We start from the raw sequence: 16,618 nt of genomic DNA, 5'->3' as shown, positions 1-16,618 counted from the left end.
ATTGATCACATATAAAACCAGGTATTTATATCAAAAAAGCTGTAAGGATATCAAAGTTTCCTTACAGCTTTTTAATTTATTACATCAGTTTAAATGAATTATAACGTTTTTGTAATAACAGCTTTCTGCTTATCTGCCTGAACTATTTTTTTATAAAAATCAACATACTCACTGTATTTTTCTGGTGGATATATTTTATCATTCATTTTCTGAGTTCGGCTGTAGATAAGAAGACCATCTTTTTTTTCAAATGTCGCCGTGTAAATACCGAAATCTGATTCGATCAGAATATCTTTTGGAATAAAGTCTATCTGATAGCCTTGTGGCAATTCGAAAACGATCTCATCTTTATCTTCATACGCATAAGGAACGGAAAAAAATGTTTTTCGATCTGCAATCTTAATAGGTACAGCTTCCCTTCTATTCATTTGATTCAGTAACAGAAAATATTTATCACCACCCTTACTTAATAATGGTTTTGATTTAAATGATAACTCCTCTACTAACTCCGGTTTAGTTTTATCTTTTTGATCGCATTTATAATAACCAAATGTTTCAATAGGAATATTGCTATTTTCTAATGCTCTTTTTTTCTGTTCACTTGGTTCTAAAACTGTTTTTCGTAAATTATCTTCAAATTGAGAATTACCATATGATGTGTTGATCAATACATCAATATCATTTTCATTGTTAAATTTAATTTTTGTTTTACTCACCTGATAGTTTTGTGAGGCATTATAAGCCGGCGTCTTTACAAGTTTTCCACCAGCTTCGGTCACTAACAGTACGTTTCTATTTGAGTTTCCGTAACCAATAAATCCCATGGGATAATAAGGGCTCGTGCACTCCAGAAAGGTAGTGTCCTTCCCTATCGGTACAGCTAATATCATATGATTAGCCTGCCCGATACTTGAGTATTGAGGGTTTAAACTAGGTTTGCCATTTCCAATCATCACTAAATGTGAATTAATTCCCGCTTCATTCAGCATCGCTTTCATAAAATTGGACAGCCCCTTACAATCACCATAATTAACTGTAGCTACTTTCTCGGCCAATACAGGTCTAAATCCGCCAATACCCAATTGAACACTGACATAACGTGTATTCTGTTGCAGATATTGATACAGGATGCGCATCTTTTCTTCTGGAGTCCGTGCTGCTTGAGTTAAATCGCGAATCTTAATTTTAAATGCTTCAGGTAATTGATTTCCACCTTCATTAAGCTTATAAATCCATTGTCCAAAATTATTCCAGTTATCAAAATTACCGGTGGAGCCATCATATTCAAATAAGTTCGGAGAGGCTTTAACCCAGGAACTTAGATTATCAATCCCTATAGCCATCGGTTCTTTAGCTAAAGCAGGTACTTGACTACTCTCCCATTTATAACGTATTTTACCTCCAATACTGGTCGAATCAACTTTCAACCCTGTACTGGAGAGGTATTTCATTTGATAATTTTTATCTTTTTGAATACAATAACTTGATTTTTCTACGGAAACACCAAAATCTTTTAGATCGCGCCACTGGGGAAAATAAAGTAATCCTTTAAAATCTTGGCTAAAACTATATTCAATGGTATACGGATAACTATTACTTACAAATTTCAGACTCTTTAGCCTATTGTCCTCAAATATTGAAAAACCAGATATCAAGCTTTGATCTTTTATATCAGAGGATTTATATTCCTTAATCTTCTTACCGGTGGCATCATACAAAACCGCTTTTATATTATAAATAGTAGAAAACTTATCGTAAACTTCTTCCATTGCAGCAAAGTCATCACCTGCTTTGCTAAAAATGGTTGCAGTTATTTTATAATCATATTTTGCAGCATTGATGCCTTTAATATCGAGGAACTGTTCTTCATTTCTAATAACAATAGTGGCATCTTTTTTAAGCGCTTCGTGGATATTTGCCACATCCCAATTTGTCTGTGCATTAGCGTGAGAAAAAAACAGCAATGCCATTAAACCCAATGTATACTTCATTATACCTTCTTTTTAAATACAATTTTTTCTGCTTGCTTCTCTACAATAGCGGCGAAAAGTTCTTTAAGATAGAAATACTCTTCTGAACTGTACATCGACTTATTGATATGAATAGCACTTTTTATTAGAAGTGTCTGGCCATCGATTAAATACGATATCGAAAAGGAGCCGACATCTTCAGGAAGTTTAAAAATGCCGCCCTTAGGAAGTTTATCAATCTGATAATCTTCAGGAAAATTAATGACTACCCGGCAATTTTCAAGTATCGGATGAGCGAAATCTACAGGAAAAAGTCTTTCCTCATGTTTCAATGGATTTTCCTTTGTTCGTTCGAAAAGTAAAGGTGTGAAATAAACCAGATCTCCAGCTTCTTCCACATTATCTTCTATCTCAACATCCATCGTTTCAATCAATCGATCATCTAGACTATCCAGATTTAAGATCTTGAAGTTATTAAGCTCTAATCCCGTTTTATTTTTTTTCAGGTTCTTGATATAATCTTCTTCATTGATGGCAGTCCTGTAGCTGTTGCGAGCACTTAAACCGGCATATCCATTGAAATAATTGGTTACACTACCTTTTAATCGGTTTTCTTTATCTAACACGAGATTATACACATGCATGCTCTCATCTCCGAAAAGCGTTTCAGTGCTGATCCACCCACCACTTTTTTCACCAACATTGATCAAAAAACCCTCATGATTTAAATTTTGATAATTCATCATTCCAAATGGCATGTCCTTAACCGTTGCATCGAGAAAGTATGATTTGCCTCCAATTTCTACCGCAGCCACAACATTATCAAATTTACTTATGATTGGGTATCCTGGATGTTTCCCATTGGAACGTGTACTAATTAACACTGGATAAACACTGTAATTCGCTTCTTTCAGAAAGTTGATCAGCACCAAATTTAAATCGGCTGAATTTCCTGTTTTTTTCTCAAAAATTGTTTTGGGATTTGTTTCCGTACTATAAAAATTGTACTTCTCATTCCACTTAAGATTATCCTTAACATATTTAAAAATTGATTTCGCATTTGCCAAAGAATCGTTTTCAGCTTTAATGATAGATTTCAAATTATTTTTAGCGAAGCTTGTTTTCTCTATATAACGTCCAAAATTTTCATCTTCTAGCAAAGAACTGATAATCTTTGGCCATGATCCTGTATAATCAACAAAAAACTGTCCAGGGAAATTGGTGGATCGAAGTTCAAAATCTATAGAAGGTCGATAATCATCTAGGCTTGAAATAAAAGGTTCGTCCTTCAGAGCGGGCATATTTTCTGCAACAAAGCGATCACGAATCGCAGCAGATTGAACACCGGAAACGTAACTTGCATTAACGGTTTCGTGCATAGGATGTGCAATATCATAATATCCATTTCTACTGAATTTATAATCTAAATACTCTGGAATAGTTACTGTATATTCGGACCAACGGGTCGGAATTTCACTTTGAAAACTCCATCCGCGAAGATTAAAAATGAAATCCGATTTAATCTTATACTTATATTCAATTATAGATCCTTCTTTTACATTAGGTAATGTAAATTTTTTCTGGATAACATTCTTATTTACTTCTTCCGTAAATTTTGAATCTTTATCAATTTTGTCTGTTTTCATGACACCATCCACCATATTATAGGTAGCTGCGCTCATATTATCTAACGTTTCCTTGGACTGTGAATTACTTTTATACAATCCAATAGTATGATTTGCGTAATCATACCCATTTTTATTAATGATTTTATAACGCACGTGTCTTTCATATACATAGACAAATGATTTTGAAGCAGGACTTAATTCAAAATAACAGTTACCGATGTCAAACAATTTAATGGCTGAAGCGGCAGAGTCTGCACCAGATGGCATAATTGAAAATTCTTCAGGTTGAATTTTACCAAACTTATATTCGATTTTTTCTTTTTTTTGTGCAGACACCTGATAGTGACTGATGGTAAATAACATCAGAAAAACTAATAATACTTTTTTATATGGCATTTTATTTATAATTGGTCATGCAAATATAAATAATAAAACGATATTTAATAGCTATTAAATATCGTTTTAAACTTAAATTGTTTCCTGAAAATATGAATAATATAACTACATAAAATATTTATCAACCATCTATTGTTCTATTTTGAAAGATTTATTTTTTGTTTTTATATTATCGTCTAATTCGACAGTTTTGAAATTAATTTATGGGCACATTTTATAAAGCCATTGAGCTCGTCACGTTGCTGCAAAATAAAACTATTCTCAGATAATTTGCCAACAACCAAATCGCGTTCTTCTTCACTGTTGTATACCATATTTCGAAAAGGATTCTCGTAATCTTTCGCCCTACTTGCGTAAATTTCATCAACCATCCATGTTCGATGCGAGATCGCTTCTTTCAGCCAAGCTTGCACAATTTCAATCGATATAGATTCCGATGTTACGTCTGTAATTTCGAGTAACGATGCAAATGCATGCGCCCTTTTTGTTTCTAAGTAAGATCGACTCAATTCATGATAATATTTATGGATATCTTCCCAATCATCAATCTTGCCTGATTTAATTTCACGAAGCAATTGATCAATAGCATTTTTTTCTATCAATTGCCCACCGATATTTTCCCACTCTAGGCGTTGACTATTTGTCATCTCATTTTTCAACTCTTCAAAGCTATGAGTTTCTAAAAAGTCAATCATATGAATGGTTCCGTAGTATTGGATAAATCGCTTAAAAAGTGGATAAGCAGTGCCAATTTTGACCAATTCCACTTTCCTTTTCGAATGTTCAAATCCTTTTACAAGAACTGATGTAGGTATCTGATCTAGCGGTCCAGTCAATTTTGCTCTACCAGCTCGAATAATTTCTTCTTTGGTGAGTGAATTGCTCTCTTCATTCATCTGTGAACCAACTGCCAATTCAATAATGCGCAAGGAATTGAAAAGCTCATTGATCGTATCTGGAGCAAGCATATCATACTCTAAATATTGATTTTTCAATAAACGTTTATCTCTACTTGCGTACTTATTTGCATTACGAACAAGCGCATACATATTATACATAAACCAATAACCAGGTATGATCATTAATTTATCGTTTTTAACATCATTGTTGACCAAAGAAAATGGAATCGGAATATCCATTTCATATGGAAAATCACCCTTTACTAGAAGTGTATAAGATGCAAATCTTGAATTATGCTTTAAACTAACACATAGGCCTGGCCAGAAACCCCTTCCTGCAATAATTTCACCATCTGCAGCTCTAGAATTATGATTGGAACCAACTGTCGCACCTGCAGCCATATTGCTCTGCCCCATGATCGTTGCCGCGCATAAGAAAGAATTGTTATGATGCTGCTCATGTGCAGGAAAGATTAAAGAATTTAGAACTTCGCAACACGAAATAGTTGAGTTATCTCCTAAAAAAGAATTTATAAGACGAGCGCCATATTTCAATTGTGAAAAAGACGACAAAATAAACCTTACGGCTTTAACTCCGTAGAATATACGGCATCCATATCCGACAATTCCATTGACCAATTCACAACCTTCACCGATTTGTGTAAATGCTTCGGGCGAAGAATTAATGGTAAGATTTTTCAGTTTATTGATTCCTTTAATATATGCATCTGAACCAATTTGCACATTTTTTATATTCTGCGAATTTTTAATGATACAGCGATCGCCAATCATACTATAGGTGCCTCGTACTGTGGAAAATCTCTTTTCAGTCAGCTCCTTGAATCTATGCTGCAAAACAGTATCTTGCCTATTTCGTGTCCACAAATAAGCATCCGCTGCTTGCATCCCATCAAAAGGAAGAATAGAGCGTACCCCATTTTCGTTACATAGCTCCAATGCTATCCGTAGATCTTCAGCCTCCCCTTCTCGTAAAACTCCATTTCCAAATTTAGCAGTACTACTCGTCTCCATTTCGCTGATGTTACTTAATATAACATCGTTACCAATAATGAAATGAGACATATAACGGACATGGTGTATAGCCACGTAATCACCCAAATCAGAACTTACAATAGTGCTATTATAAATACCTGATTCCAGTTTAAGATTACGATATTCTAAATAGGTTGGGGCCATATGACCAATTCGAACCAACCCAAAGAAATTACTCTGTCTAATTTGATAAGGGATAAATGATTCACTTACCAAGATATTCTCCCAATTATCTGCCCTATTACCATTTTCGATAAGAATGACGATTTCTTCTACTGTCAAATTCCTATAATCTGAACGTGGATTTTGTTCAAAACGATGATGATTTTCATCTTTCCCTTTTGGTATAAATACCTGTGGAATAAAATCAAATCCTAATCGAGTGATGCTACCTTTTTTTATTTGACTCATATTTTTATTCAACAGTCACAGATTTGGCTAGATTACGAGGTTTGTCAACATCTTGATTACGTTCAACGCCCATATAATATGATAATAATTGCAATGGAATAACGGATAAAATAGGTGCTACAATTTCATCAGCATCCGGAATTTCGATATAATCTTCCGCCAACCCTTTTGATACTTCATCTCCCTCAGTAATAACCGCTATAATACGACCTTTTCTGGCCTTCACTTCCTGAATATTACTCACAATTTTCTCATGATATCGGTCCTTGGTAGCCACAAATACTACTGGAAGATTTTCATCTACTAATGCAATAGGTCCGTGCTTCATCTCTGCTGCCGGATACCCTTCTGCATGGATATACGTAATTTCCTTTAGTTTTAAGGCACCTTCTAATGCAATAGGGAAATTATATCCTCTACCTAAATATAGAAAATCTCTTGCGTCCTTATATTTACGAGCTATTTCTCTGATTTTTGGAAGCTGCGTATCTAAAATCGTTTGTACTTTATCTGGAACTGCACTCAGTTCTTTTAAAAGATGTGCATATTGCTGCTCGTCAATTGTTTTTTTAATATGCGCTATTTTAATTGCTATTAATTCAAGAACTGTTAACTGCGCAGTGAATGCCTTTGTACTTGCCACTCCAATCTCTGGACCAGCGTGCGTATACGCACCAGCATGCGATAATCTTGCAATAGATGATCCTACAACATTTACAACTCCCAATATAATTGCGCCTTTGCTTTTCGCATTTTCTAAGGCAACCAATGTATCAGCTGTTTCACCGCTCTGTGATATCGCCAAAATAACATCTCCTTCATTGACAATAGGGTTTCGATAACGAAATTCTGAAGCATACTCCACTTCAACATTGATACGGCAAAGCTCTTCAATTAAATACTCAGCTACTAGTCCGGCATGCCAACTTGTACCGCATGAGACGATAACTATTCGATTTGCTTTACAAATCTGCTCTGCGTATTGTTCAATGCCGCTCAATGTAATGGTCAGTTTATCTAAATCCAAACGTCCACGCATTGAATCAAAAATAGCTTGCGGCTGTTCTATAATTTCTTTGAGCATAAAGTGATCATAGCCTCCTTTTTCAATCGCAGCCAATTCCAGATCTAACTTTTGAACATAAGGTGTAACACGCTCATTTCCTATATTTTTTAATATTAATTCATCAGGTTTAACAATGGCCAATTCGTAATCATTGATATACACAACCTCATTGGTATATGCTAACATTGGAGATGCATCGGAACCAAGAAAATGCTCTCCTTTACCAATACCGATCACCAATGGACTTCCTTTACGTGCCGCAATGATGGTTTCAGGATGTTCCGGTTCTATCAATAAAATAACATAAGCACCAACAACCCGTTTTAAAGCAATACGTACTGCTTCCTCTAAACTACAGGCATTATTTTTCTTAATTTCAGAAATAAAATAGAGTAAAACTTCGGTATCTGTATCGCTTTTAAACTCATACCCTTTACTGATTAATTCATTTTTTATAGTTTGATAGTTTTCAATAATACCATTATGAATCATGGCAATTTGACCATCAGGTGTATAATGTGGATGAGCATTTCTGTCGGAAGGCTCACCGTGTGTAGCCCATCTGGTATGTCCAATAGCGGTATGTGAACTAACATCATGGCCAGAAACGGCAGTTTCCAAATTTGCTACTTTACCTGCTTTTTTAAAAACATTGAGCTTGTTTTCTTGAACTAATGCTATACCAGCACTATCATATCCACGATATTCTAATCTCTTAAGTCCATCAAGCACGATAGAAAATGCCTGACGCGGACCCGTGTAACCAACTATTCCACACATAATTTATTATTAACGTTATTAATTTAAACAATTGAATCAAAATTAGCATTTTTTTTAATGCAATCGATTGTTTGAAATAATTTTATCAAAATTTAACATAAATTAAATACGAACAGTAACAAAAGAAGAAAGCCTTGCAGTTTTGCAAGGCTTTCTTCTTTTAAATAAACGTATGAAAAATGTTTAGTGCTTGCTGGACATTTCATCCACATAATCATCACTTGGAACATAGTCTGCAACCATTTCTGCTTCGTAATCTACCTTTTCATGATTACCCAATCTTCTTTGAATGCCATCGAAAAGAGAGTAAACAACTGGTACGATTATCAGCGTAAGAAACAACGATGACAATAAACCTCCAATAATCACAATTGCAATACCACGGTTCATGTCAGCACCGTCACCTTGCGCCATTGCAATCGGAACCATACCAATAACCATTGCGATAGTTGTCATTAAAATAGGACGTAAACGTGCATGGTTTGCCGCAATTAATGATTCATATGTAGTAAAACCGGCGTCTTTCTTATGATTTGCAAAGTCAACCAACATAATGGCATTTTTCGCAACTAAACCAATCAACATAATAATACCTAAAATAGTAAAGATATTTAAAGTCTGGTTCGTCAATGCTAATAACAAAAATGCACCAATGAAAGATAATGGGATTGAAAACAATACAATAAATGGCGTTGCAAAACTATCGTACAAGGCTACCATCACAAAATATACTAAAATAATAGAAGCTAATAATGCAATACCTAATGTACCGAAACCTTCTTGCTGATTCTCCATATTACCACCCCACTTGAACGATACACCTGGTTTAAGTTCAAGTTTCTTAAATTCAGTTTCCCATTCAGTCGCTATCGTACCAGCAGGTTTACCGACAACTTGCGCTTGTACTGAAACAGATGGTGACTTATCACGTCTCTCCAATAAAGTTGGCCCAGATCCATATTCGATATCTGCAAATTGTTCTAAGGAAATCGACTCGCCCTTCGCATTAATGAATTTTAAGTTTTTCACATTATCCATACTCGTTCTCCCAGATTGATCATAACGAATGTTGATATCATATTCTGTATCACCAGCACGGTATTTTGTATCAGTATTACCAGAGAATGCTGTCTGCATCGTCATACCTACAGAAGCGACATTTAATCCCAGAGCATTCATCTTGTCACGATCTAATTGCACATTGATCTCCGGATTACCATCTTCTGATGTCAATTTTACTTCCGTTGCCCCTGAAATATTACGCAATAATGCGGCAGCCTTATCGGCAAATTCTAAGGCATCTTTTTGCGATGATGCAATTACAGTTAAATTTAATGGAGCCTGCTCTGCACCCATAATACCAATTGAAACCGTTTTCACTTTAGCTCCAACTAAATGCTCTTCCATCTCTCGTTTCAACTTCGCTGCATACACCTTTGTTGGAACTAATTTGTTTTGACCATCTTTCAAATAAATCTGCATTTCAGATTTATACTTCGTTCCTGAAGTACCAGCCATCATACCATCAGACGCCTGTCCCACAGTTGTGATCACTCTTTCGATCTCTGGTTTAGCCGCTAAAAATGATTCAGCTTTTTGTGTCATAAAGTTGGTTTGTTCAATCGAAGCATCTTTATTAAGTTCTAGCTGTAAATAGAATTCTCCTTTATCATTACCAGGAAAGAAATCTGTACCAATGTAACCCATCACCAATAAACTAATGGATGCGGCAAACATCACGATCGTAACGACCAGTGTAATTACCTTATTCCAGCGATTACGTAATGCCCATTCTAAAATGCCAGAAATCCAATGTGTCAATTTCTGTAATCCTGCTTCAAATTTTTCTAAAATTCTACCAAAAAAAGTCGCATTGCTAATGTGTGACAATTTTCCAAAACGTGAATACAACCAAGGTACTACGGTAAATGAAACAAGTAAAGAGATTAATGTTGCAAAAATAACCGTTACACAAAATTGACGCAAGATGTCAGATACTAAACCTGATGATAAAGCAATCGGTAAGAATACAACGACAATTACTAACGTAATGGCAGTTACGGTAAAACCAATTTCTGCAGCACCATCATACGCTGCACGAATCTTGCTTTTACCCATTTGCATGTGCCTGTGAATATTCTCAATAACAACGATCGCATCATCCACCAAAATACCAACCACTAGGGAAAGACCTAATAAAGACATTAAGTTAAGCGTATACCCCATTACATAAAGCCCGATAAAAGTTGCAATCAATGACAAAGGAATAGCTACAACAGCGATAAAGGCATCACGTAAACTATGCAAGAAAAACAACATGATAAAACCTACCAAAGCAACAGCGATCATTAAATCGTGCATTACGTTACTTGCGGCATTAATGGTGTATTCAGTCGAATCACTCGCGACATCAATTTTGATTTTTTGTTCCTTGTAATCTTTTTCTACAACCTCGATTGTCTTTTTAACAAGTTTCGATACAGCAACCGCATTGGCATCTGACTGCTTGAAAACCTGCATTAAAATGGTGTTTTTTTGGTCAATACGAGATATCTTTTCAATATCCTTGATACCATCCTGAACATCTGCAACATCACTTAAACGAATTGATACACCAGAAGGCGTAGTGATCGGAAGATTACGCATTTGGTCCAATGAAGTAAATTTACCCGATAGGCGGATTGTTGTCTGATTGTCTCTCGACTTAATGCTACCTGTTGGAAAATCTAAGTTAGAAGATGCAATTATTTTTTGCACATCACTGATAGTAAGTCCATATCCTTCTAATTTTTCAGGATTAGCACTTACTTGGATTTCGCGTTCTTCACCACCGGTCAAATCTACTTTTGCAACACCTAATATACGGGCAAAAACAGGTTGAATTTTTTGATCTAATAAGTCGTATAATTCTTTTTCAGATAAGCTTGAGGTTACTGAAAGGTTCATTATCGCCACATCATCGAGTGAAAATTTACTTAAAGAAGGGGTTTCGGCATCTTCCGGTAAATCATTGATCACAGCATTGATCTTACGTTGTGCATCTGTCAATAGAAAATTGACATCAGCACCTGTATTTAGCGTAATCATGACGACCGAAACACTTTCCATAGATTTTGTTTCAATCTTTTTTACGTTCTCTAAAGATGAAACGGCATCCTCAATTACTTTAGAAACAGATGTTTCTACTTCCGAAGGAGCTGCTCCGGGATAGACGGTCTGTACAGTTATAACATTCACATCAAATTTAGGAACTAATTCGTAGCCTAAATTCAAATAAGATCCGATACCACCTAATGTCAATAATAAAAATATGACAATGATGATACTCGGTCGTTTTATAGATATTTCAGAAATTTTCATTTAAAACTCACGTTAATTATTTAATGATTTCTACAGCAGTACCATCCAATAAATTGATCTGTCCTGTCGTAATGACTTGTGCACCACTTTCGATACCTGAAATGATTTCAACCTGATCTCCAAACACACGACCAGCAGTTACTTTAGTTAATACCGCTTTTCCGTCTTTAACAACAAATACCTGATTCGAGCTTACACTACCGACAAAAGCATCTCTAGGAACAACTAATGCTTGAGCAGTCTGATCATCACCAAAATAAGCTGTTCCGTACATTCCTGCCTTTAAATCATTAGCAGCATTATTACTTATTTCCAATTCAACAGGGAAATTTAAACTTCCATCTGCTTTGGGCGCAATAAATGTTACTTTACCTTGGAAGGTTTTATTAGCTAACACTGCTGACTGAACCTTGATGTTTTGACCTAATTTGACAAATCCTATATTTTTCTCGTCCACGTTTACCTTCAATTTTAATGAAGAAACATTGACGATTTCAAACATTTCATTTCCTGGACTTACATATGAACCTGGCTCAATACTTCTCTTATTGACAATACCGGCAAATGAAGCTTTTACGTTAACATCTGAGGCCGTAATCTGTGATGAGCGTAAATTGTTTTTTGCATTTTCCAATTGCAATTTCATCTGATCCAATTGTTGTTTCGTAACACCACCTGTTGCAAATGCACTTTCAAATCGAGCTACCTCATTTTTCGCATTATCGTAAACCGCCTGTGCATTGTTTACACTTACGTTTTGTTTATCTCCAACAATAATGGCTAATGTCTGTCCTACCTTAACATAATCACCTTCATCTACAAGTACACGAGCTACACGTCCAGCAACTTCTGAAGAAAGTTTAACTTCTTGTTTAGGAACGAAAGTTCCATTTGTTACGTATACTGTATTGACATCCTTAATGCCTGCCTCAGCAATACGAACAGCAACTGCTGCATTTTTTTGCGCTACTACAGCTGTTTGAGCTTCATTTTCCTTTTTATTTTTTTTCAACACATACATAATACCTGCTAATGCAGCAATAACTATGATTCCTGTAATAAATATCTTTTTCATATATATCGGTTACTATTTGCTATTTAATAATGTATTTAATTCCCCTTTAGCCTTAATCAACTGAACTTCAGCTACTTTATAATTTAATAATGATGTACTTAAATTGTTTTGTGCATCTGCATAAGCATTCTCAGCATCTAATAAATCTGTGAGCGTTGCTAATCCATTTTTATAATTATTCTGCGTATTATCCAAAACTTCTTTTGCTAATTGCACATTTTCGCGATTACTGTTAATTGTCAATAAGCTATTTGTAATCTGTGATTTAGCATTTTCATTGGATAAACTCAACGCCAATTTGGTATCTTCCAAATCAACCTGTGCTTGTTTCAACTGAATAGTCGCTTGGTTAATTTTAGCTTTTGTTGTTCCTCCTGTAAAAATAGGAATTGAAAGGTTTAAGCCTAAACCTGAAAAACCCGACCATTTAACTCCTTCATTTTTTGTGAAAATCGGGAAAGTAGGTCCCATTCCCAAATATCCCAAATTACCAGAAAATGAAAGTTTAGGGTAAAGTTCAGCTTTCATAGCATTTCGGTTCAATTCCAATAGTTGATTTTGCTTTTCCAACAACCTCACTTCGGTTCTTGATGCTAATTCTGCCGCGGCTAAATCAGCTGTTGATAGGTTTATTTCAAAAGTCTCATTGGGAAGTTTAACTTCCTGTTGCATCGGCATACCAATAGCAAATTTTAACGCATTTTCTTTCAATTCCAATGCATTAATCAAAATTTGACGGTTTGCTTTTAAGTTATTGACAGCTACACTTGTACGATCCAAATCAATTTTCTTTCCCAAACCCGCTTGTACCAAACCCGCGATTACATCTCTTGTTTTAGTTGTGCTATTTAAATTATTATCAACGGTCTCTAGTTGTAGCTGTGTCTGAAAAACATCATAATACGCATTTGCGACCTTTTCAATTAATTGCTCATCAGACAAGCTTTTATTAATGATATAAAACTCTTTCGTAGTTTTTGCGGCTTTTAAACCCGTAAATAAAGATTGATTAAATAGTTGCTGATTAACCTGCAGGGAAGCATTTGATTGCCACTTTTGCCCCATTGCGACCATTACTGTTTCACCGGGTTTTCCAATAATTTCTCCAGGTAGTGCCACCTTCTGTAACATTGGGTTATATGTCAATGTACCTGCACCACTAATCTGCGGAAGAGCTCCCCCTCGGACTTCGTCAATTTTATACTGGGCGTTCTCTAAATCAAGTGTTGATTTTTTTGCCTCTGCTTTGTTTTCCAGCGCATACTTAAGAGCTTGATTCAATGTTAATATTTCCTGCGCATGCACGAAATTCACTGAAAACAAAGCGGCTAATAGCACTCCTACTATTTTTATCTTTTTCATTTTTATAATTAATTCGAAACCGTATTAAACTTTAAACCATTGTATATTAACATTGTTGCATCTTTTTGTTTCTGTAAAACATCGCCCACGTTACATTGGGTTGGAATTCCTGTAAACACATCACATAATATTCCAACTAATCCGATACTTTTCATCAGGTAAACGTACATTTCACTAGTTTTATGTACATCTTCTATGGCAAGTTCTTTACTATCGACTCCTTTTTGAAATAATTTGGCGACTTCGACAACTTCCTTTTCATGAATTTCCCGCATCAATGTTTGTAAGGGAGCACCCTTTATCCATTCCATGTTCTCATTCATGTGCAACATATAATGACGTTCAATAAATGCAGATTTTAAATCTAATAAATCCAAAAGAAGATTTATTACAGATGATTTAGACTTCTTAATTAGGTCTTGTTCCTGCTTCCTGAAATCATCAGTTACGGATAAGATTACATCATGCACTAATGTTGTTTTATCTGGATAGTAATAGTAAAGGTTTGCCTTGGTAATTTTTACATCTTCTGCAATCTCATTCATGGTTGTTTTAGAAAAGCCATAGTGCGCAAATCTTCTAATAGCTGCGGCAATAATGAACTCTTTCTTATTATCATTGTTTGTTGACATACTTGATTCTAAACTTTTGACTTTATGTAAACTTTGGTCAAATATACAAAAAGTGAAAAACACTCACAATTTAATTGTCAACAGATCGTCAATTTTTGAAATAAAAAAAGTGCATACTATACGATATGCACTTTAATTACTTTAAACTTATAACTGTTAAAAAGTTATACTGTTTTGAAATTGCTTTAAAAACTTGCGTTTATCCAACTTGTAAAGCCTTGCCGCACGATAAGCTACTCCTTTTTGGACTTCGTCCAATTCTTTAAGAAAACCGTAGTTAATCATTTTTTTTCTAAAATTTCTTTTATCCAATTCTCTTCCCAAAATACTTTCATAGACCATTTGTAACTGTGTCAACGTAAATTTGTCTGGCAACAGTTCAAAAGCGATGGGTGTATTAGCAATACGACGTCTCAATTTTTCAACACTTTGTTTTAAAATTGTACTATGATCAAAAGCCAAATCTGGTACTTTATTTAAAGGGAACCATTTGGCCTGTCGCATATAAGAAGTAACTGGCTTTAACTTAATTTTTGTCTTATCCAATTGTAGTAAAGCATAGTAAGCAACTGTCAAGATCCTTCCCTGAGGATGTCTTTTTAAACCTGCAAAGGCATACAATTGATCCAAAAATACATCCTTAAGACCTGTATTTTCATATAATATCCGTTTAACAGCATCCTCCATTTCTTCATCATTATTAACAAAAAAACCAGGCAACGCCCACCAATCCTTAAAAGGATATTCATTTCTCTCCGTTAGTAGAACATGTAGTTCCCCCTCATAAAAACCGAAAATGACACAATCGACTGTAAATGTAGTATACAAAACTTTTCTAATTTATTATCTTTACTTAAACCAATGAGTTGAATATGTAGCTTATGCTATAAAGTTAATAACTTTACCTTAATTTTTATCGAAACAAAAAAATAAAAAATAATTTCAATAGTGTAAAAAATACACTATATTCGTACAACCTAAAATTTTTGACAGTGGTGAATATTAAAAGAATCGGAGTTTTTACATCAGGCGGAGACGCTCCAGGCATGAATGCTTGCATTCGAGCGGTTGTCCGTACAGCATTATACGAAAAATTAAGTGTTACCGGTATATACCAAGGATATCAAGGTATGTTGGACGGTAACTTTACAGAAATGACATCACGTTCGGTTAGTAATATTATCCAATTAGGCGGAACTATTCTTAAAACAGCGAGATGTCTCGAATTTAAAACAAAAGAAGGAAGAGCAAAAGCTTACGAAAATGTAAAAGCGGCCGGTATTGATGCTTTGGTTGCTATAGGTGGAGATGGAACTTTTACAGGTGCAGACTTTTTCTCAAAAGAATATGATATTCCAGTTATTTGTATCCCTGGTACAATCGATAACGATTTATACGGATCTGATTTCACATTAGGTTATGATACGGCAACTAATACAGTTATCGAAGCAATAGATAAAATTAGAGATACAGCTGCATCCCATGAGCGTTTATTTTTCATTGAAGTTATGGGAAGAGACTCTGGCTGTATTGCCTTGAATGCTGGTATAGCTGGTGGTGCAGAAGCAATTTTGTTGCCAGAAAAGGAAACAGCGATAGATGAATTAATTGCTCACTTATCAGCTGCAGATGGCCGTGGAAAAAAATCATCTTCAATTGTTATTGTCGCAGAAGGTGATCAAAACGGAGGCGCCTATAATGTAGCTAAAAAAGTGAAAGAAAAATTTGATTATTATGACACAAAAGTTAGTATCTTAGGGCACTTACAACGCGGTGGTTCTCCATCAAGCTTTGATCGGGTACTTGCGAGCCGTTTAGGTTTTGCTGCCGTAAAAGAATTATTAAAAGGAAACAATCGTATGACTGTTGGTGTTAGAGGGAATGAAGTTGTTACGACTCCACTAGAGGAGGCTATTAATAATAAAGAATACAAATTAAGTTCTGATATGTTAGAACTTGTTCAAGTATTGGCTATTTAAAATAAAA

General features: G+C 35.1%; 10 protein-coding genes. 1 reads left to right on the top strand and 9 read right to left on the bottom strand.

The window, feature by feature from the left end; all coding sequences use genetic code 11:
• Window positions 1-98: 98 nt before the first annotated feature.
• The 9 genes from FHR29_RS03695 to FHR29_RS03655 all read right to left on the bottom strand — a co-directional run bounded on the left by FHR29_RS03695 (window position 99) and on the right by FHR29_RS03655 (window position 15,460).
• Window positions 99-1,991, bottom strand: coding sequence for a DUF3857 domain-containing protein (locus FHR29_RS03695; protein WP_183912400.1), 1,893 nt, complete (start codon window positions 1,989-1,991; stop codon window positions 99-101).
• Window positions 1,991-3,994 (bottom strand): DUF3857 domain-containing protein, encoded by a 2,004-nt coding sequence (locus FHR29_RS03690; protein ID WP_183912399.1) that lies wholly within the window; start codon window positions 3,992-3,994, stop codon window positions 1,991-1,993. The genes FHR29_RS03695 and FHR29_RS03690 overlap by 1 nt, the downstream gene beginning before the upstream one ends.
• Before the next feature lie 176 nt (window positions 3,995-4,170).
• Complete coding sequence (locus FHR29_RS03685) at window positions 4,171-6,357, bottom strand: DUF4954 family protein (protein WP_183912397.1); 2,187 nt, start codon at window positions 6,355-6,357, stop codon at window positions 4,171-4,173.
• Window positions 6,358-6,361: 4 nt separating this feature from the next.
• Window positions 6,362-8,203, bottom strand: a complete 1,842-nt coding sequence (gene glmS / locus FHR29_RS03680) for a glutamine--fructose-6-phosphate transaminase (isomerizing) (RefSeq protein WP_132842530.1) — start codon at window positions 8,201-8,203, stop codon at window positions 6,362-6,364.
• A 183-nt stretch (window positions 8,204-8,386) separates the two neighbouring features.
• Window positions 8,387-11,563, bottom strand: coding sequence for an efflux RND transporter permease subunit (locus FHR29_RS03675; protein ID WP_132842528.1), 3,177 nt, complete (start codon window positions 11,561-11,563; stop codon window positions 8,387-8,389).
• Between the two features lie 16 nt (window positions 11,564-11,579).
• Window positions 11,580-12,638 carry an efflux RND transporter periplasmic adaptor subunit gene (locus FHR29_RS03670; protein WP_132842526.1) on the bottom strand — a complete coding sequence of 353 codons (1,059 nt, stop codon included), beginning with the start codon at window positions 12,636-12,638 and terminating at the stop codon, window positions 11,580-11,582.
• 12 nt (window positions 12,639-12,650) lie between these two features.
• Window positions 12,651-14,000, bottom strand: coding sequence for a TolC family protein (locus FHR29_RS03665; RefSeq protein ID WP_183912395.1), 1,350 nt, complete (start codon window positions 13,998-14,000; stop codon window positions 12,651-12,653).
• Between the two features lie 8 nt (window positions 14,001-14,008).
• The gene (locus tag FHR29_RS03660) at window positions 14,009-14,632 is read right to left on the bottom strand and encodes a TetR/AcrR family transcriptional regulator (protein ID WP_183912393.1); all 624 of its coding nucleotides are present in this window, start codon (window positions 14,630-14,632) and stop codon (window positions 14,009-14,011) included.
• A 156-nt stretch (window positions 14,633-14,788) separates the two neighbouring features.
• The gene (locus FHR29_RS03655) at window positions 14,789-15,460 is read right to left on the bottom strand and encodes an NrtR DNA-binding winged helix domain-containing protein (protein ID WP_021190385.1); all 672 of its coding nucleotides are present in this window, start codon (window positions 15,458-15,460) and stop codon (window positions 14,789-14,791) included.
• A gap of 164 nt (window positions 15,461-15,624) precedes the next feature.
• Between FHR29_RS03655 and pfkA the strand changes: the two genes are divergently transcribed.
• Window positions 15,625-16,611: a 6-phosphofructokinase gene (gene pfkA, locus FHR29_RS03650; protein ID WP_021190386.1), complete on the top strand. Its 987-nt coding sequence runs from the start codon at window positions 15,625-15,627 to the stop codon at window positions 16,609-16,611.
• Window positions 16,612-16,618: the final 7 nt, after the last annotated feature.

The sequence above is a fragment of the Sphingobacterium sp. JUb56 genome (assembly GCF_014191365.1).
In the GTDB taxonomy this organism is placed as follows: Bacteria; Bacteroidota; Bacteroidia; order Sphingobacteriales; family Sphingobacteriaceae; genus Sphingobacterium; species Sphingobacterium anhuiense.
This window is presented reverse-complemented; position numbering and strand designations above follow the sequence as displayed.